Source organism: Psychrobacter nivimaris (assembly GCF_009812035.1).
Lineage (GTDB): Bacteria > Pseudomonadota > Gammaproteobacteria > Pseudomonadales > Moraxellaceae > Psychrobacter > Psychrobacter nivimaris.
In genome coordinates this window covers 1-25767 of the sequence record NZ_VZIZ01000034.1, presented here as the reverse complement: position 1 = coordinate 25767, position 25767 = coordinate 1, and the positions used below count along the sequence as shown (strand labels likewise).

Genomic DNA, 25767 nt, shown 5'->3' with positions numbered 1-25767 from the left:
ATTATGGATATAGAGCAAATAGCACGTGTGGTCAAATTGGTTGAAAGCAGTCAGCTGCAAGAAGTCACGATTGCAGACAACGGGCAGTCTATTAGGGTGGTTAACAATCTAGGTGCGCAGAATAATGTGAGCGCTAGTCCTATAGATGACACGACTACTCATGAGCCTGAACAGACTGGTAGTGATGTCTTGCAAGTATGTGCCACTTATGTGGGGCAGATCTACTCAAGTGAAGACGATGCAACAGACAACTTGGTCAAAGAAGGCGACCATATTCAAAAAGGTCAGACCATTTGCTTCATTGATGAGTTGACCCGTTTGCAGCCAGTGATTAGTAATAAAGAAGGTGTGGTCACGGCAGTTTTGGTTGAAAATGGCCAGAACGTTGAATACGGACAGCCTATTTTCGAGTTAGCCCGTCGTTAAAGACCGTTAACGTAGTTTTGGTTAAATCAAAATATAAACCCTTTAAGCGTCATCTGTCGTTTAAAGGGTTTTTTATGTGCTGAGTATTTGTATTAGCCTCATCATGTATTTCGTGCATCTGATATAAGTTATTTACTCTGTCCTAGGTCTTCTAAAATAGCGCAGTCTGCATTATCATCGCCTGCACAATGATCAAAAGAGTTCTGTAGCGAGTCGACCATCTCTTGCAATTGAGCGATTTTTTGGTTTAACGTTTCAATATGCTCTTGTGTCAGTTGCTTAACATCCGCGCTCTGACGATTGGCATTTTTACGCAGATACAGTAACTCTTTCATTTGCTTGGATGAGAATCCCAAGTCACGAGAGTGTCTTAAAAAGCATAAGTCGTCTATATCGTCTTCAGAATACAAACGATAACCTGAGTTCGAGCGATTTACGGTTTCTAGCAAGCCAATCTGCTCATAGTAGCGAATCATTTTGGTAGAGATACCTGATTGCTTTGATGCTTGACCAATATTCATATTTATCCTCCTAACTTAAAAAGGGACTCAAATAACAAAAGGGTTTAACCATTAAGGTTTAAACCCTATATGGATATCCTTTACGGTTCTATATTCACTCTGTAGCGGTTTAGTAGTTCGCTGACTATACTTTGAAGTACTTGAGGCGTAACGCATTACCCAATACGAAAACAGAAGATAGCGCCATTGCACCTGCCGCAAAAATGGGTGAGAGCAGGATACCAAAAGCGGGATACAAGACACCTGCGGCAATCGGAATCAAGGCGACATTATAAATAAATGCCCAAGCCAGATTTTGTCTGATATTACTGATGGTTGCTTTACTCAAGGCAATTGCAGTAGGCACACCTTGCAGACTACCTGACATTAGCACCACTTCAGCTGCCTCAATTGCAACGTCTGTGCCTGTACCAATGGCCAATCCAACATCGGACTGAGCCAATGCAGGGGCATCATTGATACCGTCACCAACAAATGCCACTCGGCCATATTGTTCTTGCAACTGGCGTATTGCATCTACCTTGCCTTCGGGTAATACTTCTGCTACTACCTGATCAATATTTAATTTTGCGGCAATCGCTTGGGCGGTATGGCGATTATCACCTGTAATCATGGCCACTTTTAAGCCTAACTGATGTAGTGCGGCGATGGCGGCATGAGTCGTCTCTTTAATAGGATCGGCAACGGCGATGATAGCGGCCAACTGCTGGTCAATCGATACATAGAGTGGGGTTTTACCTTCTTGCCCCAAACGTAGCGAATCTTGTTCAAAAGGTGCAACATCAAGCCCTAATTGTTGCATATAACGATCTGCGCCAATGTGGATCACTTGGCCTGCCACGTTTGCTTGAATACCCAAACCTGTCATCGCCTCAAAATCAGTGATAGGCAGCAGTTGAATATTCTGTTCTTCTGCTGCTTGTACAATGGCTAAGGCAATGGGATGCTCAGACTTTGCTTCAACCGATGCCACCACACGTAAGACTTGTTCTTTCTCAAACCCTTGTTGGACTTGGAAATCTGTTAAGGTAGGTTTGCCTTCAGTCAATGTGCCAGTTTTATCAACGGCAACCACGCTCACATCCTGAAGCATTTGTAGCGCTTCGCCTTTACGGAATAGCACACCCAATTCTGCACCGCGACCCGTGCCGACCATAATTGAAGTGGGTGTGGCCAATCCCATTGCACAAGGGCAGGCCACAATGAGCACGGCAACCGCATTGATTAAACCAAAGGTTAAGGCAGGGTCGGGGCCAAAAATCAACCAAACTATAAAGGTTAATGCTGATAAAAACATCACCGCTGGTACAAACCACAGGGTGACTTTATCCACCAATGCTTGAATCGGTAATTTAGAGCCTTGGGCTTGTTCTACCATACGAATGATTTGTGCCAACACAGAATCTTCACCAATGGCCGTTGCCCGAATATTCACGGTGCCGTTTTGATTGATAGTACCGCCGACCACTTGATCACCTGCTTGTTTTTTCACAGGGACAGGTTCACCCGTAATCATAGATTCATCAATATAACTGTGACCGTCAACCACCTCACCATCGATAGGCACACGCTCGCCTGGACGAATCTCAACGATCATTTGTGCGGTGACGTTTTCTACAGGGACTTCAATGACTTTACTATCTTGATGTACACGGGCAGTCTTTGCCTGCATGCCTACTAAATGCTGAATGGCCCCAGAAGTACGTCCTTTAGCCTTTGCTTCAAAATAACGACCTAATAATATCAAGCTCACAATCATAGCAGCGGCTTCGTAATAGACGTGCACCGTGCCTTCAGGTAACGCTTGCGGGATAAAGGTCGCTATGAGGGAAAAGCCATACGCTGCGATAGTACCAATCGCCACTAGCGAATTCATATCTGGCGCAAAACGCAATAAGGCTGGCACGCCTTTTTGATAAAAGCGTCGGCCTGGAAAGAGTAATACCAATGTGGTCAAAACAAACTGTATTAGCCAACTTTGCTGAGTACCGAGGTTATTCACTACCCACATATGAAAGGCTGGAATCATATGCGAGCCCATTGCTAAAATGAATACGGGCAGTGACAACAGCGCAGAAAGTCCCAAATCTCGTTTAAGCTGATTTTGCTCTGATGCTTTCTTATCTTGTCGATCACTTTGATCTTGTTCTACCAGTTTGGCCTCGTAGCCCGCTTTTTTAACGGCCTCAATTAAGTCACTTGTTTTTATTTGCGCATCGCCTTTAATCCAAGCGCGTTCAGTTGCAAGGTTTACCGTGGCTTGTTGCACGCCAGCGACTTTGGCCAAGGATTTTTCTACTCGCCCAACACATGAGGCACAGCTCATGCCTTCTATAGATAGCTCGATAGGCTTGGTTTCAGTCACCTTATAGCCCGCGCGCTCTACCGCTTTATTTAACTGGGTGACATCTACAGGTTGAGATGAGTAAACAGTCGCCTGTTCAGTGGCAAGATTTACCTCGGCGTTTTCAACGTGCTCAATGTTTTTTAATTGTTTTTCGATACGCCCGACGCAAGATGCGCAACTCATGCCTTCAATGCTCAGCACTTCCTGATAAGTAGGAGTTTTGGTGTTTTTTGTTTTCATAACAACCTCTGTCGTTTTTAATTCTGTTTTTAATCGCATTTTTAATCGCATTTTTAATTCTATAGTGACAGCATATAGGTTGACATCATGGTAAGGTCAAGCGTATTTATATAATACTTTCAAGCGCATTTATAGTAGCGTCTTATATTCGTTGTTAAGCTTAAAATAGCTCGATTATGGTTTATTGTTGAAGGTGTGGCGGCATTAATTCTAAAATAGGGCAGGATAAATGATTGATAATAAGATAAACTGCCCAGCGAGCGCTGATAGGGTTCGATAGCTCTCGATAGCTCTCGATAGCTCTCGATAGCTTTCGATCAATTCACTGTATTTGGCTGCTAGCGAATAAAACAACAATAATAAGAAATGCTGCTAGCAATGACAGAGTACACCGTCAACAGCAGGTGATATCAGCACTGTTAATATAAAATATTTATACAAGACCATTGATATTAAGGCACATCACTATGGAAGAAGTACCAAATACGATAGAACAAAGACCCGTATTCATGCCCAAAGTCAACAGTGACAATTTGGTAAAAACGGATATGGTTATGTTTGAGCGACATGTGGGATTTGCGACCAGACAAAAGAAAAAATCCATCAATGACCTACAACAAGTCATTCGTAAAAAGTATGGATTTAAGCAGGTACTCGAGCTGTCTAGCAAATCTGGTAATAAGCTGAGTTTTCCGCTAAGTCCGTTTAGCTTAAAAATTACCGATGAGCATGATGGCAATCCATATAGTGTTGAAAATGCTTTTCAAGCCAGTATGGTTTTTGAAGATGGTGGTCCTTACACGGATTTGCTAACAGTAGCGCCAAGACAAGCCAGAAAAGATGAGCGATTGATGACCTCGGGCGAGCTCATTGGCTACAACTACTTTGGTATGGAATGGGGCGTAGAGCCGTTAACAACATTTTATGATTGGCTGTACGTGAATGCGCTCAAGCAAAACCCTCAGCTACATGAGGAAGTGATTCAATATCAAGGGTTCACTGATATCACTTTTAATCCTCAAAAATCTATCCATAGTGCAGCGTATGCGTTGGCGCTTTTTGTGGCACTGCATAAAAGAGAGTTGCTCGATAATGTTGAAGACCCAATGGCATTCTATGACTTATGCAATAATTTTAAAATCAGCAATACTGAGCACCTATTAGAAGAAGGTTGGATCTGATTATTAAATCAGTGCTTGCTTAAGTTTGCTTGAACCGAAAGCCACGATACATAATGTGTCGTGGCTTTTTTATGTCTCTATGTTTAAAGCTATATATTCTCATCCCAATACGGCGGCGTGCCATAGTAGTTGGTTATAAAGTCGATAAAGCATCTGACTTTGTGAGGTAGTAGTTTTCTATGGGCGTAGACAGCATACAAGCCTAAAGGGCTAGGTTCATATTCTGGCAACACTACGACCAACTTGCCAGTACTTAATGCTTCGCTAGCAATGAAAGTCGGCTGTAATATCAATCCTCCGCCTGCAATAGCTGCTTCAACGAGTACGTCGCCATTATTACTATGAAAAACGCTACGTTCTTTGAATTGTTTGGTCTTTAGGTATTTGTAGATTTGCCCCTTAGTTTCGACATTCATATAGCTATAATGCAAATAGCGATGCGACTCTAAATCCTCAAGTTGCTTAGGTGTGCCATGAGCTTTGAGGTACTCGGGTGAGGCGCATAACACTACACGAATCGGAGCAATCTGCTTGGCGATAAGCGACGAGCTTTGGAGCTGTCCGATACGCAGGGCAATATCAAACCCTTCTTCAACGATATCTACTTTTCGATCACTCAACTGCAGATCAACGGTAACTGACGGATAGCGATCCTGAAAATCAGTGATGAGTTTCGCCATATGCTTTAAGGCAAAGGACACGGGAGCACTGATTCGCAGGACGCCTTTAGGATGCTGCTGTAAGCCGCCTAACTGCGATGCCATCTCATCAATACTCAATAAAATCTGCTGCGCATGCGTAAAGTATTGACTGCCAGCTTCAGTCAGGCTGACTTTGCGCGTAGTGCGGTTGAGCAGGCGAGTATGCAGTTCCTCCTCTAGCTTTGCCACATACTTGCTTACTAGCTGCGGCGAGAGCTGCATCGTAATTGCCGCTTTACTAAAACTGCCTTCTGTTACTACCGCGACAAAAGCGCGCATGGCATCGATTCTATCCATATTTATTCCTATATTTCTCTCAATATCAAATCCATTATAAACAGTATGTTGATAATTATTCAATATAACTGATCTTACTCTTTTATAGCGTTGATAGTAAAGTGTGCGTATATCATTTTCGACACTATTTATTCTAACCATACGTTATGGAGTGAGCATCAATGAAATCATCACTATTAAATACTATTTTGACATCAAAAGCTGGAGCAGCGGCCTTAGTGCTTCGTGTACCCGTTGGCCTAATTTTAGCAGCCCATGGCGCCCAAAAATTATTTGGTTGGTTCGGTGGTAACGGACTGGCAGGTACGGCTCAATGGTTAAGCAGTATGGGTATGGAGCCTGGCTACCTGATGGCAATACTCGCAGGCGGTGCTGAGTTCTTCGGTGGTCTGGCTATGGTATTAGGTTTGTTAACCAGACCAGCTGCTTTAGCCGCAGCCTTTACCATGTTAGTGGCTATTTTTTCTGTCCATATCAGTAATGGGCTGTTCGCTGATAATGGTGGTTATGAATACGCGCTAACATTGATGGTGGCTTCGCTTGCTCTAGCTATTCAAGGTGGCGGCTCCCTCAGTATGGATAAGGTATTGTCAGAAAAATTAGGATAGGTTTTATAGTTGTAAATAGCTTTATTCAATTTTCGTGAATAAAGCTGTTTGAAAATAGCCATTTAAGACAAGCAACAAGGAGAAAGCCATGACAACACTTTTATCTAATGAGTCAGTTAGCCAGCCTGTATTGTTTATACCGCATGGTGCAGGGCCGTGCTTTTTCATGGATTGGCAACCAGCGGATACGTGGTATGAGATGGCAACGTTTTTAAAGAGCATTTCTGCTCGTTTGCCTGAGCGACCAAAGGCTATCTTAATCATTAGTGCGCATTGGCAGACAGCTGAATTTAGTATCACCGCTAGTAAGCAACCTGATCTCATTTATGATTATTATGGCTTTCCTGAACATACTTACAGTTTGACTTATCCAGCCTCAGGCGCACCAGCATTGGCGGAGAAAGTCAGTAGTCTACTGACAGAGGCAGGGGTAAGCAATAAACAAGATGCGGAGCGTGGGTTTGATCACGGGGTATTTATACCGCTTAAGCTAATGTTCCCTGAGGCAGATATTCCAGTGGTGCAGCTATCCCTGCGTCATGATTTAGACCCGAAGGCGCATTTGGCTGCTGGTCAGGCATTGGCGTCATTGCGTACAGAGGGTGTGCTAATCATCGGTAGCGGCATGAGCTTTCATAATATGCGCGGTTATGGCGATACCAGTTTTACTGAACCGTCAGAGCGTTTTGATGAATGGCTAACGAACACTGTAGAATCAGCAGATTCGAATAAACGACTCACGGCCTTGGCTAATTGGAAAAATGCGCCTCATGCGCTTGACTCACATCCGTTAGGGGCAGAAGAGCATTTGTTACCGCTTATGATAGCGGTGGGTGCAGCAGGACGTGATAAAGGCCAAAAGACTTACTCCCAGCAAGTGCTAAAAACGCAATTGTCAGCTTTTCAGTTTGGGTAAGTATTTTGAAAATCATAGATCACGGTGTTTCAGCGTAATTGTCAAAAATAAAACATCCTTTGAATCTCAGAATCAAAGGATGTTTTAGATTAATACAGCAATTATTAATGGCATATCAAATTAGAGATAACGTCGCTTATTATTCGTAGTTTGCCACCACATTATTCCCATCAAGTTTGAATTTATAAGTATTGAGCACAATACTCTCATCATCTAAACACTGGCCAGTAGCTAGGTTAAAGCGTTGTTTATAGATGGGCGAGGCCACATAAAGCACTTCTTTTGCTGTTCCTGTATCATCTGTAATCGTGGTTCCACCAATCAACCCCCGTGACAGTACATTGGCTTGACTGAATGGATCGTAGTTATCAAGAGCAAATAAATCGTTCTCTTTGGTACGAAAGATAGCAATTTGTTTGCCATCTATCAGGGCGCAGACACCGGTTTCAGGAATGATATCGTCAAGTGTACAAATAGTCTGTTGGTTCATGAGGCGGTATCCTTAGTGATGATAATATTGCTCTGTATGAATGATAAATCGTGAGTGATAAGCTGCAATTTGCAAAACATGATTTGAGAAAAATGAGTCGTAAAACTTGAGTCTAAAAACATGAGTGGAAAAAACAGCACCTTGCTTGTTGTGATAACAAACAAGGCACTCATCATTGGCTAGGCCAATTCAACCAGGTTGATGGTTGCTTTTTCCGCATCAGTCGCTGGGCGAATCTGCTCACGATCAGTCACGAAAACGACATTATCATCGCCTTTCTCACTGTTTACAAAATGACGGAAACGTTTGAGTTTTTCGGTGTCATTAATCGTCGCTGCCCACTCACACACGTAATTGTCGACCAATAATTGCATTTGTGCTTCGAGCTCATCTGCTATGCCCAAACTGTCTTCGATAATGACGGCTTTTAGATAATCAATCCCGCCATCTAAGCTTTCACGCCACTTTGAGGTGCGCTGTAGCTTGTCCGCTGTTTTGATATAGAACATAATGATGCGGTCGATGTATTTGACCATGGTTTCGGTATCCAGATCGGTGGCGAACAGCTCACCATGACGCGGGGTAATACCGCCATTACCACAGACAAATAAATTCCAGCCGTTTTCAGTCGCAATCATGCCAAAGTCTTTACTTTGCGCCTCAGCACATTCGCGCATACAGCCTGACACACCCATCTTGATTTTGTGCGGCGAGCGCACGCCTTTGTAACGATCTTCTAATCTCAAGGCGAGGCCAATGCTGTCATCGACGCCGTAGCGGCACCAGTTATTACCGATACAAGATTTCACGGTACGTAAAGATTTACCATAGGCATGGCCAGTCTCAAAGCCTGCTTGCACCAGTTGCGTCCAAATATCAGGCAATTGCTCCATGCGTGCGCCAAACAGATCGACCCGCATCCCACCAGTGATTTTAGTGTATAAATTAAACTGCTTCGCCACTTGACCCAGTACGATGAGCTTGTCTGCAGTAATTTCACCGCCCGGCACACGCGGTACGACGGAATAAGTGCCGTCTTTTTGGATGTTACCTAAGTAGTAATCGTTACTGTCCTGTAGTGGTGTCAGCTCAGTCTTGAGTACGTAGTCATTCCAGCACGATGCCAAAATAGAGGCGACCGTTGGTTTACATATCTCACAACCATGACCGCTACCATGTTCAGTTAGTAATTCATCAAAGGTTTTGATACCGTGCACGCGAATCAAGCTATATAAATCTTGACGAGAGTAAGCAAAGTGCTCACACAAGTCATTGTTTACTTCAAAGCCCATGGCGGTGAGTTGATAGCTGACCGTATCTTTGACCATAGGGGCACAGCCGCCACAGCCACTACCAGCACTGGTCATGGTTTTTACATCGCTGACGGAGTATGCGCCGTTTTCGACGGCTGAGCAGATAGCACCTTTGGTCACGTTATAACAAGAACAAATCGTGGCGGTATCTGGCAGATTGTCGATGCCCATCACGGGTTTTTCGACATTGGGTAATATCAGGCTTTCTGGGTGTGCGGGTAGGTCAATGTCATTTAAATATAATTGCAATAGGTTGTTATAGTCTTCGGTGTCGCCTACCAATACAGCGCCAAGCAATCGTTTGTTATCTGGTGTGGTGACCAGTTTTTTATAAATTCCCTCAGCAGGGTTCTGATACAGGTAGCTTAAGCTGCCTTCACTTGAGCCATGTGCGTCGCCAATACTACCTACATCCACACCCATCAGTTTTAACTTGGTGCTCATGTCAGCACCCGTAAATATCTGTTTGCTATCACCAGCGATTTGCGCGGCACAGATACTGGCCATGTTGTAACCGGGAGCTACCAGACCAAATACTTTATTGTCCCATACTGCGCATTCGCCTACGGCATAAACATGATCTACATTGGTGCGACATTGCTCATTGATCAAGATGCCACCACGCCCGCCCATTTCGATACCGCATTCGGGATTGTTTTTAATGAGACCGTCTTGCGGTCTAATACCAGCGCTAAACACAATCATATCGGTCGTTAGAGAGGTGCCATCTGTAAACTGCATGGTTAAATGTTGACCATCACTGCTAGTGTCATCAGAGTGGCGTGCAGTATTAGACAGAATCTCTTTGGTGTTTTTGCCTGTCAGTACTTTGACACCCAGTGCTTCTATTTTACGCTTTAAGATCTCACCACCAGCGGCATCAAGCTGAACGCCCATCAATTGCGGTGCGAACTCGACCACATAGGTATCAAGCCCTAGCGTCACGAGCGCTTTTGCGGCCTCAAGCCCCAGTAAGCCACCACCAACCACCACGCCTTTTTTGACAGTGGGTAGCTCAGCAATCGCTAGAATCTCATCTAAATCTGCAATGGTACGGTATACATGGCAGTGCGGATGCTCGCGGCCTGGGATGGGCGGCACAAAAGGATATGAGCCCGTCGCTAGCACCAATTCAGAGTATTCAATAATCTCGCCTGCCTCAGTAGTAATACGCTGACTGGCAGAATCGATATCTACAATGCATTGATTCAAATGCAAATTAACTTTTGATAATTCGTAAGCCGTTAAATCTACTAGGTTCAGCTTACTGGCATCTTTATGTTCAAAGTAGCTCGACAAATAAACACGGTCATAAGCAGGGCGGTCTTCTTCAGCAAATACATGAATATCAAATTGCTGGTGCAGTCCTTGCTCAATTGCTCGTTCAATAAAGTGATGACCGACCATACCGTTGCCAATCACCACCAAATTGCCTTTGTTTTCTGTGTTCAATGCAGTGCTAATCATGCGTCTGTCCTTAGTAATGGGGCTGGTTGAATACGGACATCGTTTATTTTTTTATCACGCTATAAACGGTTTCGTTTCTCAACAACAGCTGATAAACAGCATTTAATACCTACTATTACAGAGCATTCAATAATCATGCCATGGCACTTTGATTAGCTGGGTTTTTGCGTGTTGCCATCAGACATAAAGGTATACCGTATCGGTTCGAGTCACTTATGTACAAAGGTTTTTACGTGAGTATAGTTAGCGCCACTATTTGCCAAAAATCAGGGTGAACACGATTGTTAACGACAGTGATATCAAAAATTAATGCACCAAAATAGACACTACAGTGCCCCAAGTTGGATGTTATTGCTGTTTATAAGGGAGGCTGATGGAGTGTTTTAAATCTGCTGTGTTAATGCTTTATTAGCATAAGCGTCAGGTGTGGTAATGGTTATAGACCCGCCAGTAAAGGCGCTTGGATAATTAACGAGTGCTGATCTTTATACGGATTTGGCAGCGTACATAAATAACTGGCATAACCATTGCACTGCTTGAAACATTGCTACTTATCATATTTGAATACTGCATTTTTTGAACACTTAGTACCTTTAGTACGTTGTCAGAACCCTGAAGTTAATCATTTGAGGAAGTTGCCTATGTCATCATCAGCCCCCGTTGCACCTAGTAAAGACAAGCTTAATGTTTTGTCATTTACGGGTAAAAATAAAATCCTTCATTTAGGTTGGATGGCATTTTTCCTTACCTTTTTTGTATGGTTTAACCATGCACCATTTTTATCAGCGATTGGAGAAACACTCAATCTGAGTAAAGATCAAGTCAAAACGCTACTCATTTTAAACGTGGCACTGACTATTCCTGCCCGCGTGATTATCGGGATGCTGACAGACCGTTTTGGCCCTCGTATTGTTTATACCGCCATTTTAGCCATTGGTGCTATTCCTTGTTTTACCTTTGCGTTCGCGCAGGATTACAACACCTTGGCACTGTCTCGGTTTTTACTGGGTTTTGTGGGTGCAGGTTTTGTGGTGGGTATCCGTTTGATGAGCGATTGGTTTCCAACCAATGAATTGGGAACAGCTGAGGGCATTTATGGGGGGTGGGGTAATTTCGGCTCAGCAGCAGCGGCACTGTTATTGCCGACTATCGCGATTGGTGCCGCAGCAGTGTTCGGTGGTGATGAAGGTTGGCGTTATGCAACAGCCACGTCAGGAGTTGTGATGGCGATTTATAGCATCATTTTTTATAAGATGGCGCGTAATACACCCAAAGGAGCTACTTATTTTAAACCCAAAAAATCAGGTGCCATGATGGTGACGTCATCAGGTGATTTTTGGTTAATGATGGTTTTTAAACTGCCTATGTATTTGGCATTGGCCCTATTGGCGTGGAAACTATCACCTGATGGTGTGAGCTTGCTGAGCCAGTCTAGTGTCACCATGGTCTATATCGGCCTTGCGATACTGTATGTTTACGAGTTTATTAGTAGCTACCGCTTTAATAAAGAGGTTTTCACCACGCCTGTACCAGTGGCGCATCGTTATGATTTTAAGCAAGTAGGTATTTTAAATATTTTGTATTTTGCTACGTTCGGCTCAGAGCTTGCCGTCGTGTCGATGCTTCCTTTGTTTTACCAAGAAACTTTTAGTTTATCGATTGTAATGGCAGGGGTATTGGCATCGAGCTATGCCTTTATGAATCTCATGTCACGCCCAGGTGGCGGTTGGCTCAGTGATAAGTTTGGTCGCAAAATTACTTTGTTGATTTTGACAGCTGGTTTGGCCATCGGGTATCTATTAATGGGCTTCCTTGACTCAACGTGGCCACTGGCATTAGCATTGTTAATCACAATGTTTTGCTCATTCTTTGTACAAGCAGGTGAGGGTGCTGTTTTTGCAGTGCTTCCTCTGATCAAACGCAGTATGACAGGGCAGTTTGCAGGGATGACAGGCGCGTATGGCAATGTTGGATCAGTGGTGTATTTAACGGTGTTGAGCCTGGTGTCTTATCAAGTGTTTTTCTTTGTAATTGCCGCGACAGCAGTGGTTGGATTCTTTGCATTGTTTCTCTTAAAAGAGCCAGAAGGCATCATTATTGAAGAGATGCCAGATGGCACATTTGCCGAAATACAAGTGAGTCATAGATAGTACGGGGTGAAGACAGATGACGATAACACATGCAGCAAACGCCAATAGAAACAATAGTCAAAATGCGGATGGTGATATGTACCAAAACGCTGATGAGATGGCGGTTCATTTTAATACAGGCAATCCGTCATCTCTAATAGGCTCAGGTCAGTTTGTTACCAACGATGTCAGCCAGCGCATTGATAGCCACGCTATTGATAAGACTGGTGACAGTAAGGATATTGTTGATGCCAGTACTGCATTATGGTGGCTTGATTTTTTTACTATGGCAGGTCGCAAGACTGAAAACCAAGACAGCTTACTTATCACCACCTGCTTGCCCTATCAATGTTCAGATGCAGAATCATCTAATGCTAATCGCTCAATATCTCAAGCAAGATCTCACCCGTCCTCATCAGCCCCATTATTGGTGCTGATGGCAGATGGGGTCAGCGCTTGTCAGTTTCCAAAACAGGCAAGTCGACTGGTAGTGAATACCATTGCCCACAAAATCACATTAGGGTTGACTGCACTGGCACAATCACAAGATGAGACGTCATCCATCAGTTTTGATGATGATCAAGTCGCCACTATCATCAAAACAGCAGTCAACAAAGCCAACGATATCCTATATTTTCCTCAATCGTATCAACGGGTGCCGCCGTTGTTGTCTACGTTATCAGGCTTGCTCTGTATCGGTGACCGTATTCACCTGTTTCATACAGGCGACTCTCGAATATACCGCGTTGGGGTAGATTGTCTGACAGTATTGAGCAAAGATCATCGCGTGCACCGCGGCCAAGACAAAGGAGCGCTTGCTGCAGCTATCGGCGCAGATAGCCAGTTAGAGCTACAACAATCGGTATTTACCCTTCATCAAAACGAATGTTTGGCCATTATGACAGATGGGGTTTATGAGCATATAGAGCCCACAGAGTTGCAATTTGAGCTGTGCAGCAGTGCGACTGATATATTTCAGTTGATGGCCACCACGCACAAATTACCGCTAGGGTTTAAAACCAGTCAAGCCGTGTGCGAGCAAGCCTTTAGTGCAGGCAGTCATGATAATCTAAGCATGGTCATGCTGAGTATGAACACACGATCAGCCCATTTTACTTCTATCAATGGCTCAAAGGGTATTGGTCATTTTGATGGCATTGACTTTGATAATCTGGATACGGTCATACATGATGTGAATCGCTACCAGCTGCCAACCGATTTACAGATAGGCGATCATATTGATGGTTTTACTGTGATTGGTATCATTGCTCGTACGGCTCGCAGTCACGTGTACTGGGTGCAAGATGAATACAATCATGACTTTGTTCTAAAATCACCCAGTTTAGATTCGGTCGCCGATGGTCACTATCTGCGTGATTTTCTAAAAGAACGTAAAATTGGTTTGAGCCTATCAAAACATCGTCGCGCGGGCGAGTCGGCTTATAATCAAGCTGATCCCAATCGATTGTCTGTCAATCCTGCATCCAACAATAGTGGTCATAACGTGGGTTCTGGGCTCAGTGAGTCGGGGCTGCTGCGTTACTATCCAGTACCAGCAAGTACCACATACTTATATCATTTGACTGAATATATCGCCGGTGAGAGTCTACGGGACTTTATGGATCGTCATGAGCCTTGTGATGTGTGGCAAACCTTTGATTTACTCACCAAAATTGGCATGGCGGTTCGAGTCATGCATCGCAACTATCTGCTGCATCAAGACATCAAACCCGAAAACATTCTTTTAACCAAATCAGGCGCGGTCAAACTCATTGATTTTGGTTCCGCCAGTTCCTCTATCTTAAAAGACAGCACCCGACCACCAAATGGTGATTTGCACTATGCTGCACCAGAATATTACACCGATGCACCAAAAGGCGTGCATTCTGACTTGTTCTCGATTGCAGTGATTGGCTATGAATTGCTGACGGGGCAATTGCCATTTAATACCCAGACACTAATGATGCCAAACCAAACACTAATGATGCCCGCGCAGCCGCTACGGCAACAGAACGTACCTGACACCAGCCAACAGGCACTCATGCGTGCGCTGCATGTCAATACTAACGCGCGCTATCAAGCCATTGGTGAGTTTTTACAAGATTTTAACCCCGATAATAAGGCGCACAGCCGCGACCCAGAGCCTCTCATTAAGCGTAACCCTCTACTAGTATGGCATGGCATTTGCTTCATAGAGTTTGTCATCATTTTATTGTTGTTGGCGTACTTTTCATGACACGCTGTTTTGCATTCAATGCTGCTCCGCGCGGCTAAGGAATTTTCTGTTTATGTCGCTATCTATGTCGCAAGCCGCCACTAGGGTAGATACTCATACCAACACTCACGCCTTAGCATCAGACCATCAAAAAAACGCTGGCATCGTTATTATCGGAGCGGGCATGGCAGGCAGTCGTTTTGCCATTGAGCTTGCTCGCACGCAATCAAATGATGACACCGCCCGTTTGCCAATTACGTTAATCAGTAAAGAGCCGCAAGTGGGCTATAACCGCATTATGCTGTCACCAGTATTGGCTGGCGACACAGCGTTTGAAGATACTTATTTATATGACAACTCAGAGTATGAGCAGCTGGGTATTACCGTGCTGGCTGGGGTTGCAGTAGAGACAATAGATACTAAGTGCCAGTGTATTGAGCTAGATGATGGGCAAACACTCAACTATGCCAAGTTAATAATGGCCACAGGATCAACTGCTCGAGTCATTCCGTTCCCCAATCACACGGCTAAGGGCGTGCATGTGTTTCGAGACCTTGCCGATGTGACCGCTCTGATGGACTATGCCCGCCAAGGAAAAACGGGTTTGGTGATTGGCGGTGGCGTACTGGGATTGGAGGCTGCCTGCGCGTTAGCGGCACAGGGCGCGAGTATGACGGTCATTCATATGGATGGTTATGTCCTCAATCGTCAATTAGACCTGCCAGCCGCCGAACTTTTGCAAGCCGAGCTCCGCCGCCGAGGGGTTTGTCTCGCGGTTTCTGCACACACTGAAGCCATTGAGATGAATGACGCAGGAGAAGTATGCGGACTATCTTTAAAAGACGGGCGCATGCTAGCGGCCGATTTTATCGTGATGGCAGTGGGTGTGATACCCAATACAGCGCTTGCTAAGCAAAGCGGACTCGAGGTTAATCGCGGTATTGTGGTCGATGATTTTATGCATACCAGTTGTCCCAATGTTTATGCGATTGGTGAGTGTATAGAGCGAGAGGGCGAGCTATTTGGAATGGTGGCGCCGGTCAATCAACAAGTAGATACGTTGGTCACGGTTTTAAAAGATGCTTTGATAAAAAACGATACAAATGTGATAGACAATAAAACTGCCGTACCAGATCACTGGGTTTCTTTTGTGAGCAAACCGTTGTCATTAAAATTAAAAGTATCTGGTATGTCGGCATTTTCTGCAGGGCAAATCGCTTTTGATGACGAAGCCGCTGATACTGTTGAAACCCTCGTATATCGTCAGCCTGAATTAAACCATTATCATTGTCTGTACCTCAAAGAAAACAAACTCATTGGTGCTGTGCTTTATGGGGACACCAGCGATGGCAGCTTTTATAGCCAGTTGATTATAGATAACGTTGATATTACGTCCATCAAAGACACACTCATATTTGGTGAGGCATATTGTCATTTGGATGAAATCACACTTAACAATTTGCCAACTACGGAAGTAGATATAGAATTTAATGAGACAGACAAGAACGTCGATCATCATAAAGCGGCTGAACTGTTAGAGGATGCATTATGAATGACGCTATTGCCAATGAATCTGCTGCAAGCAAAGTAGTATCAGCTAATAAATCGAACGGCCTACCTAATAGCGTGCAAAAAGCAACAGACTGCGTCATTGAAACACATGATATAAGTGCTGCCAAAAATATAAAAAAAGCACTGACGTCTTCTGATGGCGATTTGATTGATAGCTCGATTGATAGCTCTATCACTACTATCCGCACGACGTGCCCTTATTGCGGAGTGGGATGCGGTGTTTTAGCGAGCGTAAATGAGACAGAGGTGCTGAGCGTTAAAGGAGATCCTGAGCATCCGGCTAACTTTGGTAAATTGTGCTCCAAAGGGAGTGCGCTAGCACAAACACTGGGCACTGCGCGCCGCTTGACCGAGCCATATTATCAAAACAAGCAAGCAGTCATGAAACAGCATCAGCCTATGCAATTGGGTAATGATTTCAATGCTATAGACGTATCCGACAAGCCACTTATAAATCAGACAGACTGGGACACCGTTTTAGATGACGTAGCCAGTCGTTTAAATGACACTATCGCTAAACACGGGCGAGACAGCATTATGTTTTATGTCTCAGGTCAATTGCTGACTGAAGACTATTACGTGGCTAACAAATTTATAAAAGGGTTTATTGGTAATAATAACATCGACTCCAACTCTCGGCTGTGTATGTCATCTGCAGTAGCTGGGCACAAACGTGCGTTTGGTGCAGACCTTGTGCCGGGTAATTACGAGGATTTGGAAGCTTGTGATTTATTGGTACTGGTAGGCTCCAATATGGCGTGGTGCCATCCTATTTTGTTTGGTCGATTTTTAGCAGCCAAAAAAGCCAATCCTAATAAAAAACTGATTGTAATAGACCCGCGCCGTACGGACTCTTGTGAATTTGCTGATTTGCATTTACCAATTGCTGCGGGTACGGATACACATTTATATAATGGGTTGCTGCATTACCTAGATCAGCAGGGTTGCCAAGATGATGAATATGTTAACCAAAGCTTGGGCGTTGATGATGCGGTGAATGCTGCCAAAGCATGGAGCATTGACAAAGTTGCACACGCCTGCCAAGTGTCGGCAGATAGTATCCGCCAGTTCTATGAATGCGTTGCCGCCACTGATAAAACAGTCACTGCCTTTAGTATGGGCGTTAATCAATCACAAAGCGGAACCGATAAGGTCAATGCTATTACCAATACCCATTTGTTCACGGGGCGTGTGGGCAAAGTAGGGGCCAGTCCGTTTTCACTTACTGGACAGCCTAATGCAATGGGTGGACGAGAAGTCGGCGCCCTTGCAAATCTGTTGGCGGCGCATTTAGAACTAGACAATGCCGATCATCGTCAGCTTGTGGCAGACTTTTGGCAGTCGCCTCAACCTATCTCCCCAAACGTGGGTGTCAAAGCCTGCGATGCTGCCGCTGCCATATTGGATGGTCGTATCAAGGCCATTTGGATTATGGCCACCAACCCTGTGGTCAGCTTGCCAGATGCGGATAATTTTCGTCAAGCGCTTGCTGCATGTGATTTGGTAATTGTCTCTGATTGCTCGGTAGACAGTGATACGGTAAAGTGTGCCGACATTGTACTGCCTGCTCAAGGGTGGGGTGAAAAATCTGGAACGGTCACCAATTCTGAACGGCGTATCTCTCGGCAGCGGACATTAATGCCTGCAGCAGGGCTTGCCAAACCAGATTGGTGGATACTGTCTCAAGTTGCCACACGAATGGGATTAACGGGGTTTGATTACCAACATCCTAGCGAGATATTTAATGAGCATGTGGCATTGACCGCTGATGGTAATACGCATAGCCACAGAACATCTCACTCTAATAAGAATTACCCTCGTTATCTGAACCTTAGCAAAGACTTGTCTGCTTTAATGACAGATGAGGTACCAGCCGATAAACCTGCTCAACAATATATTAGCCAGCATATTAACCAGAACGGCAATCAAATACATCAGCCAATCGTACTCAGTCAGCAAGCATACGAAGAGATGCTACCGTTTCAATGGGGTGGCACGCGTATCTCTATGATTGATAAGATAAAACCTTTAGAAAACGAGATTATTAATTCCGCTGCTACTATTACTAAGTCACAGTTAATCGCTATTACACCCTCTAATGAAGCGAGCGTAGCTAATGTGCATCGATATCAAAGCAGGCAAAAACCCCAACTGATTGTTGATAATCGAACACCCTCTAAACACGAGGTTGAGTATGATACTCAATCTGAAAACGAAGTGTTTCATGTACGCCTGATTACTGGCAGGCTGCGTGATCAATGGCACACCATGACTCGCACTGGCCTTGCATCGCAGTTAAATCAACATCAGCCAGTACCGACACTGACCATACATCCTAATGATGCACGGCAGCTAGGTGTTCAAGACAATGATTTTGTGCAACTGCATCGTAGGTATGAAAACTACGGAAAGTATGAAAGTTATGAGAACGGCGTGACCAATAATGGCATAGTCATTGATATCGCGATGAGTACGGCTAGGGATGGCAACGAGCCCGCAAGTACCGTAATGGCGCAAGTTGCCATTAGCGATACGTTGCGCGTTGGTGATGCGTTTATGCCCATGCATTGGAGCAATGCTTTTGCTAGCTTTGCTCGGGTAGGTCCCCTTATTCCAACAGTCGTCGATCCACATTCAGGGCAGCCAGAGCTCAAAAATTCGGCGATCAGTGTCACGTCCGTTCCTATGCAATCATTTGGCAAGATTTTGGTGCATCCTGAGTGGCAAGACGCCGTTATAGTGCAACTACGTACTATTTTGGCCAATTTTTCTGCGCAATCGTCAGAGAAAGAATTGTCTGAAACAAAATGCGAAGCACATTCGAATAATATTTTGCCAGAGGCATTACCTGCACTTACTTGGAGTTTGAGTCATCAAAATAACAGTGTCTTGATAAATCTCGCTAGCCCGATGGTGGAGGCTAGCAGTACCTTAGCGTGCCCCGAGTTTTGGCAGCAGTTTATGGCCTCTATGCAATCATTATCACAGCCAAACTGTCAAGAGCGTGTCATGCATACGGCGTTTACGGTCGATAATGTACAGAATCAATTGCGTTTTATTGTGACGCAATCTGCGCCTGAGACGGACTCAAATAACGCTGCCATAAATAGTGGGTCATCTGATGATGAGAGACCCAGCACACAACTGATTATGGCTATTTATGTTGCTCCAACGCAAAAGCAATTACCGAGTGTACGTTGGCTCGATAGCTGCTTTACGGATACTAGTCAAATACCTGTTAATCAACGATATAAATGGTTGCTAGCGGGGCGGCCTGCCAGCGGCTATGTTGATCCAGGACCTTTAGTGTGCTCATGTATGTCAGTTGGAAAAAATACCATTCTCAACGCTATCACACAGCATGGTTGTATTAGTGCGACGGCAGTGGGTAAGCAGTGCCGAGCAGGTACCAATTGTGGCTCTTGCGTGGGGCAAATTAACGCATTAATCGCAGAATGCGGCCCATTGGCACAAGCTTAAATGATGTTATGGCACGTCGCTTGCAGCCTTTTATATGCAATTACTGGTTGAGTGTTGTGTTATGAACAATAAGCCATTTTAGGGTAGGGGTTTATTGACAACTTTGCTTGTGGTTGCCCATTTTGCTGTATTCACGCTGTTATCAGGAGTCACCACCATGACCAATATATCTGCCGCTACCTCAATGCATGAGACCTATCAGCTAATGGATCAACACTGCGCAGAAAACGTGCAAACTTGCACCAAAAGAGGCACTGTGCATCTGATTGGCGCAGGATCTGGTGACCCTGAGCTATTAACATTAAAAGCGTGGCGAGTAATGCAGCGCGCAGAGGTAGTGTTATACGACAGTCTGGTGTCTGAGGATATTTTGGATATGTGCGCGAGCACGGCTGAAAAAATATTCGTTGGTAAGCGCCGCGCCAATCATGCATTGCCACAAGAAAGTATTAACGAGCTACTGGTCAAACACGCGCTGGCAGGTAAGATGGTGGTTCGCTTAAAAGGTGGCGACCCTTTTATTTTTGGACGCGGCGGCGAAGAGCTACAGGAAGTGGTACGTCATGGCATTCATTTTGAGTCTATTCCAGGTATTACTGCCGCCAGTGCCGCTGCTAGCCGTACAGGAATTCCACTAACGCACCGTGACCATGCTCAATCGGTCAAGTTTGTTACTGCTTGCAAAAAAAATGGAGCGCCTAATAACGATTATAGTGAGCTAATGGACAGCAGCCAGACAGTTGTGTTTTACATGGGTTTGCACCGTTTGCATGAGATGACACAAGGGTTGATAGCAGGCGGACGTGACAGCGAAACGCCTTTTGCTATCATTAGTCATGCCAGTATGCCAACGCAGCAAGTACTTATCGGCACATTAAGTGATATCGCTGATCAGCAAGCTGAAGCAAAACTGCCAACCCCTGCACTATTGATTATGGGTGATGTGGTCACTTTATATCATGAGTTTGCAGACTATAATCTTGGCGCCATGGGTAAAGGTGAGTTTGTTGATGTTGATAAAGTGATAAGCAGTAATGATTTAATACCCAATTTGGAGAGTATTGCGTAGGATAACTATGTTTAAAAGACTGTTATTTTAAGAAACTGTTACTAAGGTGATTATGTGCACCCGTCTAGAATCTTGTGTAGAACCATGTTTAGTCTAGATAATACTTACATCAAGTTTAAGAGTGTTCGATGTCGTTTCAAGGTTGGCTATAGCTAAGTTAATTATTATAGATTTCGTAATTGCTCGATTAACCAACGATGTATGCCACTGTCAGCAGTACGTGGATGCCATGCTGCGATGACCTTAAAAGTAGGCGGCAATGCTTCCACCTCAAGTTCTTTGACCTTATTGCTCGGCAATAATCGCGAAGGATAAAACGCAATCATGTCAGTCGTGTGCAAAATATCTGGTACAGCCGAAAAGCTAGGAACCGACATCACAATATTTCGTTTTAGACCTTTTTCTGCAAACCATTGATCATGAGAGCCGCGTAAATTAGCACGCGAGGGTGACACGACTAGCTGCGCGTGTGCAGCCACTTGCGCCAGCGTTAATGGCTCTGTGGCAAAGGTATTTTCACAACCCGTCACGCATAAATGTTGTTCTTCAAATAAAGTCACATACGATAAGTTATCAGGGATAAATTCAGGGAAGGTAATCAACAAATCAAGCTCGCCTGCTGCAATCAGCTGATTGATATTGTCTGAGGCAAAATCACGTACGATTAACTTCAAATCTGGTGCGTCGCGTCGCGTAATATTAAACAATTGCGGCAATAATGCCTGCGTCGCATAGTCAGTCGCACTAATCGTAAATATGCCTTTGTATGTGTGCGGCATAAAAATCTCTGGCTCTAACAAATCTTCCAACTGCTTTAATATATGGTCAATAGGTTGCTGCATCGATAGCGCTTTTGGTGTTGCTACCATGCTATTGCCTTGACGAATAAACAAACGATCATCAAACACCTCACGTAACTTGCGTAACTGCTCACTAATGGCTTGTTGGGTCAGCCCCATTTTGCGTGCGACTTGCGATAAGTTTTTTAGATCAAGCAGTGCTTGTAATACTCTAAGCTGCTTAATATCGAGCCGATTCATTCCATTCATAATGAGTACCATTAATAGTTGTATCTTAAACAATAATTGGTTGTTTCTAATTGTACCCTCAAAACGCTATGCTGACCAACATTGCTTAAGTAGCCACTAAATGAGCTATTAAGCATCAAAACAGGCTCAATACATTCAATAATAAGCCATCAGCTGCTTTAAAAGAGACACTTATGACACAAACTATTCTAAACAAAAATACGTTATTTTCCCCTATAGCACTTGGGCCTTATACGCTCAAAAACCGCATCGTCATGCCGCCATTGACACGCTCTCGTAGCACGCAACCTGACAATATCCCTAATGAATTAATGGCCAGCTATTATGCACAGCGTGCGTCAGCAGGCTTTATGGTGACGGAAGGTACGCAGATTGAGCCAAGAGGTCAAGGTTATGCTTGGACGCCAGGTATCCATTCATCAGCCCAAGTTGAAGGTTGGAAAAAAGTCACGCAAGCAGTACATGACAAAGGCGGTATTATTTTTGCTCAGCTTTGGCATGTAGGCCGTGTGTCGCACACCAGCTTGCAGCCTAATGGTGCTCAGCCGGTAGGGCCGTCTGATATTACCGCTGATAACGTCAAAGTATTTATTGAAACAGGTCCAGGTGCAGGTGCATTGGCTGATCCAAGTGAGCCACGCGCTCTCAGTACCGATGAAGTTGGTGAGTTGGTAACGATGTATGCGGCCGCTGCGCGCAATGCATTGGAGGCGGGTTTTGATGGGGTAGAGCTGCATTGTGCTAACGGTTATTTGGTCAATCAGTTTATCTCTGAGCACACCAATCACCGTGATGATCAATATGGTGGGTCGTTGACCAATCGTTTGCGCTTCTTAAAAGAAATCGTGGCTGCTGTCAGTGATGTGGTGGGTGCTGATCGTTTAGGCGTACGCTTTGCGCCATTATTTGCGAGTACGGATGAGACGCGCGTGTATTTAGGCTTGGTAGAGTCAGATCCCCATCATACCTATGTCGAAGCAGTCAAATTGCTTGAGCAAGCGGGTATTGCTTATTTGTCCATTGCAGAAGCTGATTGGGATAATGCGCCTGATTTACCAGACACTTTTTATCAAGCAGTCAGAGAAGAGTTTTCAGGCCGTATTATTTATGCTGGCAAGTACACGGTACAAAAAGCTGTGAACATTTTAGAAAAAGGCTACGGTGATTTATTCGCGTTTGGTCGTCCTTTTATCGCCAATCCTGATCTGCCAGAGCGTATTGCCAATAACTGGCCATTGAATGAAGTAGATCCTACCACGATGTATGGTGGTACTGATGTGGGCTACAGTGATTATCCTTACTATCAAGAATAGCAAAGTATATAAACAGTGACTGAGATAAGGCCATTAATACTAATGGCCTTATTTTCATTTATAAATTTGTGACTTGTTGGATATTCACAGACAGTCAATCTTTAAGCGACAATTATTGTTTTTGTCGCTTAAAGGTTTTTCTTTTATCGTTTTATCAATAGGTAGTAGGCAATGAATCAGAATTCCAAAGATAGACTTATACGCATATTGATAGGATATGTCGGACTTTATCCAACGCTCCTAATCGTATTGACGTTATTGAAGCCTGTGACCCAAGGATTAAGCCTGCCAGTAGTGGTATTAATTGAAACGATAATACTTGTTCCACTGACACAGTTGGTGTCTTTCCCACTAGCAGGCTGGGTCATTGAGCGTCTGAGCAGAAAAGAGTGATCACTTTTCGCAGCGTTCACTGGTACACCATTCTCTTATTCAAGCTCATCAATCAACTGCTTCATTTCATCAATTTCACGTTTTTGTGCTTTTATAATATCATCAGCAAGCTGTTGCACACGCGGATCTTCAATATCAGCGCGGCTACTGGTGAGAATGGCAATCGAGTGATGCGGTATCATCGCCTGCATCCAATCGACTTGATCGACAGTCGCTTGATATCTAACGCCCCAGATACCAACTGCAAACATCAATACACTTAGACCATAGATCATCAAATTGACCTTGGTCTTCTTATACATATCGGTCATAAATGCCAACATGACGACTGCCATACCGGCACCCATGTATAGCGCCATATAAGCTCGGGTTTCACTAAAGTAAATGTGATCCCACTGATAGGTATTGAAGTACATCATGATATACATGATGACAGTCGATGTCAGAATCATTAAGGTGAATTTTACATAAGGATTCATATTTTTTTGCTTAGCAGTTTCCATGATATGACCTCCATTGTTTTGTTAAATTAAAATGGGTAGACAGTTAAAACCAGAATTTAACTCCCGCAGTCAAACTACTGCTATCAACTGATTCATTTTCTTGACGTCTTTGGCCACGAGCCTTGCCAAGCGCTGTCTCATAACTAACCCCCACATAAGGGGCTAGCTGGCGACTGAACGTCTCGTAAGTCAGCCTAACCTCAGCTTCCATCTCATTAAAGCCCTTGGTGAACCGCCCCGACTATATCGGAGAGTGATTTACTTGAGTCAGGCAGCCATGCCTGACAGGATTAAATTATCATAATACCGCTTTTCAAACTCAAAGGGTGACACATAACCAATCGTGCTATGCAGTCGTATTTTATTAAACCAATCCACCCATTCAAGGGTTGCCAGTTCAACATCATTGATACCAGTCCAGTTCTCCTTTAAATAGTCAATTACCTCAGATTTATAGAGTCCATTGACCGTTTCAGCCAGTGCATTATCGTATGAATCACCAGTCGTGCCGACAGAAGCGATGATACCAGAGTCACACATTTTATCAGTATAGCGAATGGATAAGTACTGAACCCCTCGATCACTGTGATGAATGACATCCTTAGGGTTGTTTCTGTCTACTATCGCCTGATTTAGCGCAGCCATAACCATATCGGTATTCATGCGATTCGATACTTTCCAGCCCACAATAGCGCGAGCAAATACATCAATAATAAAAGCGGTATATACCCAGCCGCTAGTTGTTTTTATATAGGTGAAGTCAGCTACCCAAAGCTGATTGGGTTGACGTGCATTAAAGTTACGATTGACTAAGTCATCAGCGCGCTTTTGGTCGTCACGGCTGTTGGTGGTAATCTTGCCTTTGCCACGCCAGACGCCTTGTAGGCCATACTGCTTCATTAATCGCTCTACGGTACACCGAGCAACCTTTAACCCCTCAGCTTTCATCTGCTGCCATACTTTACGCGCACCGTAACGGCATTTGCTGTCCTGCCAGATGCGTTTAATCTCGCTGATGTAAAAGTCGTCATGTTGACTGCGCAGTGAGCGTTTTTCAGGGTAGCTCTCCAAGTCTTTAGTACGGTGATAGGTTGATGGGGCAATCGGTAGTACTCTACAGATTGGCTCGATCCCATATTCTTGCTTGTTAACATCAATGAAATCGACCATTATTTCGGTGGGCGGTCGAGCTCCGCCTGGGCGAAAAAAGCCGCAGCCTTCCTGATGATTTCATTAGCTTGCTTAAGCTCTTTATTCTCGCGTTCAAGCTCTTTGATGCGCTCTTTATCACTTTGCGCTTGTACTGAGGCAGGAATAGTTTGATCGATGTGCTTTTTATGCCAGGATCGCAGGGTCTCAGGTGTGCAGCCAATCTTAGGGGCGATGGCTTGAATCGCTGACCAGGTAGAGGGGTAGTCGCCTGCCGCTTCAATGAGCATGCGAACGGCGCGTTCTTTAATCTCAGGAGTATAATGTCGTGTTTTCATTGTCGTATTCTCTCAGAATATTAGGTCTCCGACAATCCCGGGGCGGTTCA

The 25767-nt window shown here is 44.4% G+C and carries 19 protein-coding genes, 1 pseudogene and 1 other annotated feature; of the genes and pseudogenes, 11 read left to right on the top strand and 9 right to left on the bottom strand.

Annotated elements, in window-relative coordinates:
- Positions 1–3: 3 nt before the first annotated feature.
- Positions 4–426 carry an acetyl-CoA carboxylase biotin carboxyl carrier protein gene (locus FQV37_RS11810; RefSeq protein WP_160023217.1) on the top strand — a complete coding sequence of 141 codons (423 nt, stop codon included), beginning with the start codon at positions 4–6 and terminating at the stop codon, positions 424–426.
- Positions 427–554: 128 nt separating this feature from the next.
- On the opposite strand, the gene cueR is transcribed toward FQV37_RS11810, so the two are convergent.
- Positions 555–947: a Cu(I)-responsive transcriptional regulator gene (cueR, locus tag FQV37_RS11805; protein WP_160023215.1), complete on the bottom strand. Its 393-nt coding sequence runs from the start codon at positions 945–947 to the stop codon at positions 555–557.
- 124 nt (positions 948–1071) lie between these two features.
- Positions 1072–3534: a heavy metal translocating P-type ATPase gene (locus FQV37_RS11800; RefSeq protein ID WP_160023213.1), complete on the bottom strand. Its 2463-nt coding sequence runs from the start codon at positions 3532–3534 to the stop codon at positions 1072–1074.
- Positions 3535–4001: 467 nt separating this feature from the next.
- Between FQV37_RS11800 and FQV37_RS11795 the strand changes: the two genes are divergently transcribed.
- Positions 4002–4715, top strand: a complete 714-nt coding sequence (locus FQV37_RS11795) for a DarT1-associated NADAR antitoxin family protein (RefSeq protein WP_160023211.1) — start codon at positions 4002–4004, stop codon at positions 4713–4715.
- Positions 4716–4804: 89 nt separating this feature from the next.
- Here FQV37_RS11795 and FQV37_RS11790 read toward each other — a convergent pair whose 3' ends face one another.
- Positions 4805–5713: a LysR family transcriptional regulator gene (locus FQV37_RS11790; RefSeq protein ID WP_160023209.1), complete on the bottom strand. Its 909-nt coding sequence runs from the start codon at positions 5711–5713 to the stop codon at positions 4805–4807.
- A 161-nt stretch (positions 5714–5874) separates the two neighbouring features.
- On the opposite strand from FQV37_RS11790, the gene FQV37_RS11785 reads away from it, so the two are divergent.
- Together FQV37_RS11785 and FQV37_RS11780 are read left to right on the top strand one after the other, a co-directional pair.
- Positions 5875–6321 carry a DoxX family protein gene (locus FQV37_RS11785; RefSeq protein WP_160023207.1) on the top strand — a complete coding sequence of 149 codons (447 nt, stop codon included), beginning with the start codon at positions 5875–5877 and terminating at the stop codon, positions 6319–6321.
- An 88-nt stretch (positions 6322–6409) separates the two neighbouring features.
- Entirely contained in the window at positions 6410–7237 is an 828-nt protein-coding gene (locus tag FQV37_RS11780; protein ID WP_160023205.1) for a DODA-type extradiol aromatic ring-opening family dioxygenase, read from the top strand.
- A 139-nt stretch (positions 7238–7376) separates the two neighbouring features.
- Here FQV37_RS11780 and nirD read toward each other — a convergent pair whose 3' ends face one another.
- Both nirD and nirB read right to left on the bottom strand, forming a co-directional pair.
- On the bottom strand, positions 7377–7727 hold the full coding sequence (gene nirD / locus FQV37_RS11775) for a nitrite reductase small subunit NirD (RefSeq protein WP_101204537.1): 351 nt from the start codon (positions 7725–7727) through the stop codon (positions 7377–7379).
- Between the two features lie 179 nt (positions 7728–7906).
- Positions 7907–10507, bottom strand: coding sequence for a nitrite reductase large subunit NirB (nirB, locus tag FQV37_RS11770; protein WP_160023203.1), 2601 nt, complete (start codon positions 10505–10507; stop codon positions 7907–7909).
- A 641-nt stretch (positions 10508–11148) separates the two neighbouring features.
- On the opposite strand from nirB, the gene FQV37_RS11765 reads away from it, so the two are divergent.
- The 5 genes from FQV37_RS11765 (at position 11149) to cobA (ending at position 20972) form a co-directional block, all read left to right on the top strand.
- Positions 11149–12657, top strand: a complete 1509-nt coding sequence (locus FQV37_RS11765) for a NarK family nitrate/nitrite MFS transporter (RefSeq protein WP_160023201.1) — start codon at positions 11149–11151, stop codon at positions 12655–12657.
- A gap of 16 nt (positions 12658–12673) precedes the next feature.
- A complete protein-coding gene (locus FQV37_RS11760; protein ID WP_338104009.1) occupies positions 12674–14872 on the top strand; it encodes a bifunctional protein-serine/threonine kinase/phosphatase in 2199 nt (732 codons plus the stop codon).
- A gap of 52 nt (positions 14873–14924) precedes the next feature.
- Entirely contained in the window at positions 14925–16403 is a 1479-nt protein-coding gene (locus FQV37_RS11755) for an NAD(P)/FAD-dependent oxidoreductase (protein WP_240991028.1), read from the top strand.
- Complete coding sequence (locus FQV37_RS11750) at positions 16400–19903, top strand: nitrate reductase (RefSeq protein ID WP_101204540.1); 3504 nt, start codon at positions 16400–16402, stop codon at positions 19901–19903. Before FQV37_RS11755 ends, FQV37_RS11750 begins: the two co-directional genes overlap by 4 nt.
- 205 nt (positions 19904–20108) lie before the next feature.
- Positions 20109–20972 (top strand): uroporphyrinogen-III C-methyltransferase, encoded by an 864-nt coding sequence (gene cobA / locus FQV37_RS11745; protein WP_227522881.1) that lies wholly within the window; start codon positions 20109–20111, stop codon positions 20970–20972.
- 164 nt (positions 20973–21136) lie between these two features.
- Here the strand turns inward: cobA and FQV37_RS11740 are convergent, their stop codons facing one another.
- Complete coding sequence (locus FQV37_RS11740; RefSeq protein WP_160023199.1) at positions 21137–22021, bottom strand: LysR family transcriptional regulator; 885 nt, start codon at positions 22019–22021, stop codon at positions 21137–21139.
- Positions 22022–22194: 173 nt separating this feature from the next.
- On the opposite strand from FQV37_RS11740, the gene FQV37_RS11735 reads away from it, so the two are divergent.
- Together FQV37_RS11735 and FQV37_RS11730 are read left to right on the top strand one after the other, a co-directional pair.
- Positions 22195–23334 carry an alkene reductase gene (locus tag FQV37_RS11735; RefSeq protein ID WP_160023197.1) on the top strand — a complete coding sequence of 380 codons (1140 nt, stop codon included), beginning with the start codon at positions 22195–22197 and terminating at the stop codon, positions 23332–23334.
- Positions 23335–23505: 171 nt separating this feature from the next.
- Entirely contained in the window at positions 23506–23727 is a 222-nt protein-coding gene (locus FQV37_RS11730; protein WP_101204544.1) for a putative antibiotic biosynthesis monooxygenase, read from the top strand.
- Between the two features lie 35 nt (positions 23728–23762).
- Here the strand turns inward: FQV37_RS11730 and FQV37_RS11725 are convergent, their stop codons facing one another.
- From FQV37_RS11725 to FQV37_RS11715, 3 genes and pseudogenes are all read right to left on the bottom strand, one after another.
- On the bottom strand, positions 23763–24230 hold the full coding sequence (locus FQV37_RS11725) for a DUF305 domain-containing protein (protein WP_160023195.1): 468 nt from the start codon (positions 24228–24230) through the stop codon (positions 23763–23765).
- A gap of 43 nt (positions 24231–24273) precedes the next feature.
- Positions 24274–24447 (bottom strand): annotated as a pseudogene (locus FQV37_RS11720) (copper resistance protein B); the annotation flags it as partial.
- 50 nt (positions 24448–24497) lie between these two features.
- Positions 24498–25717, bottom strand: a protein-coding gene (locus tag FQV37_RS11715) for an IS3 family transposase (RefSeq protein WP_420877019.1) whose coding sequence is annotated in 2 segments (ribosomal slippage) — positions 24498–25441 and positions 25441–25717 — 1221 coding nt in all. Because the reading frame shifts where the segments join, the coding sequence is not laid out codon by codon here.
- Positions 25326–25442, bottom strand: a sequence feature (AL1L pseudoknot). It overlaps the preceding gene by 117 nt.
- Positions 25718–25767 lie beyond the last annotated feature (50 nt).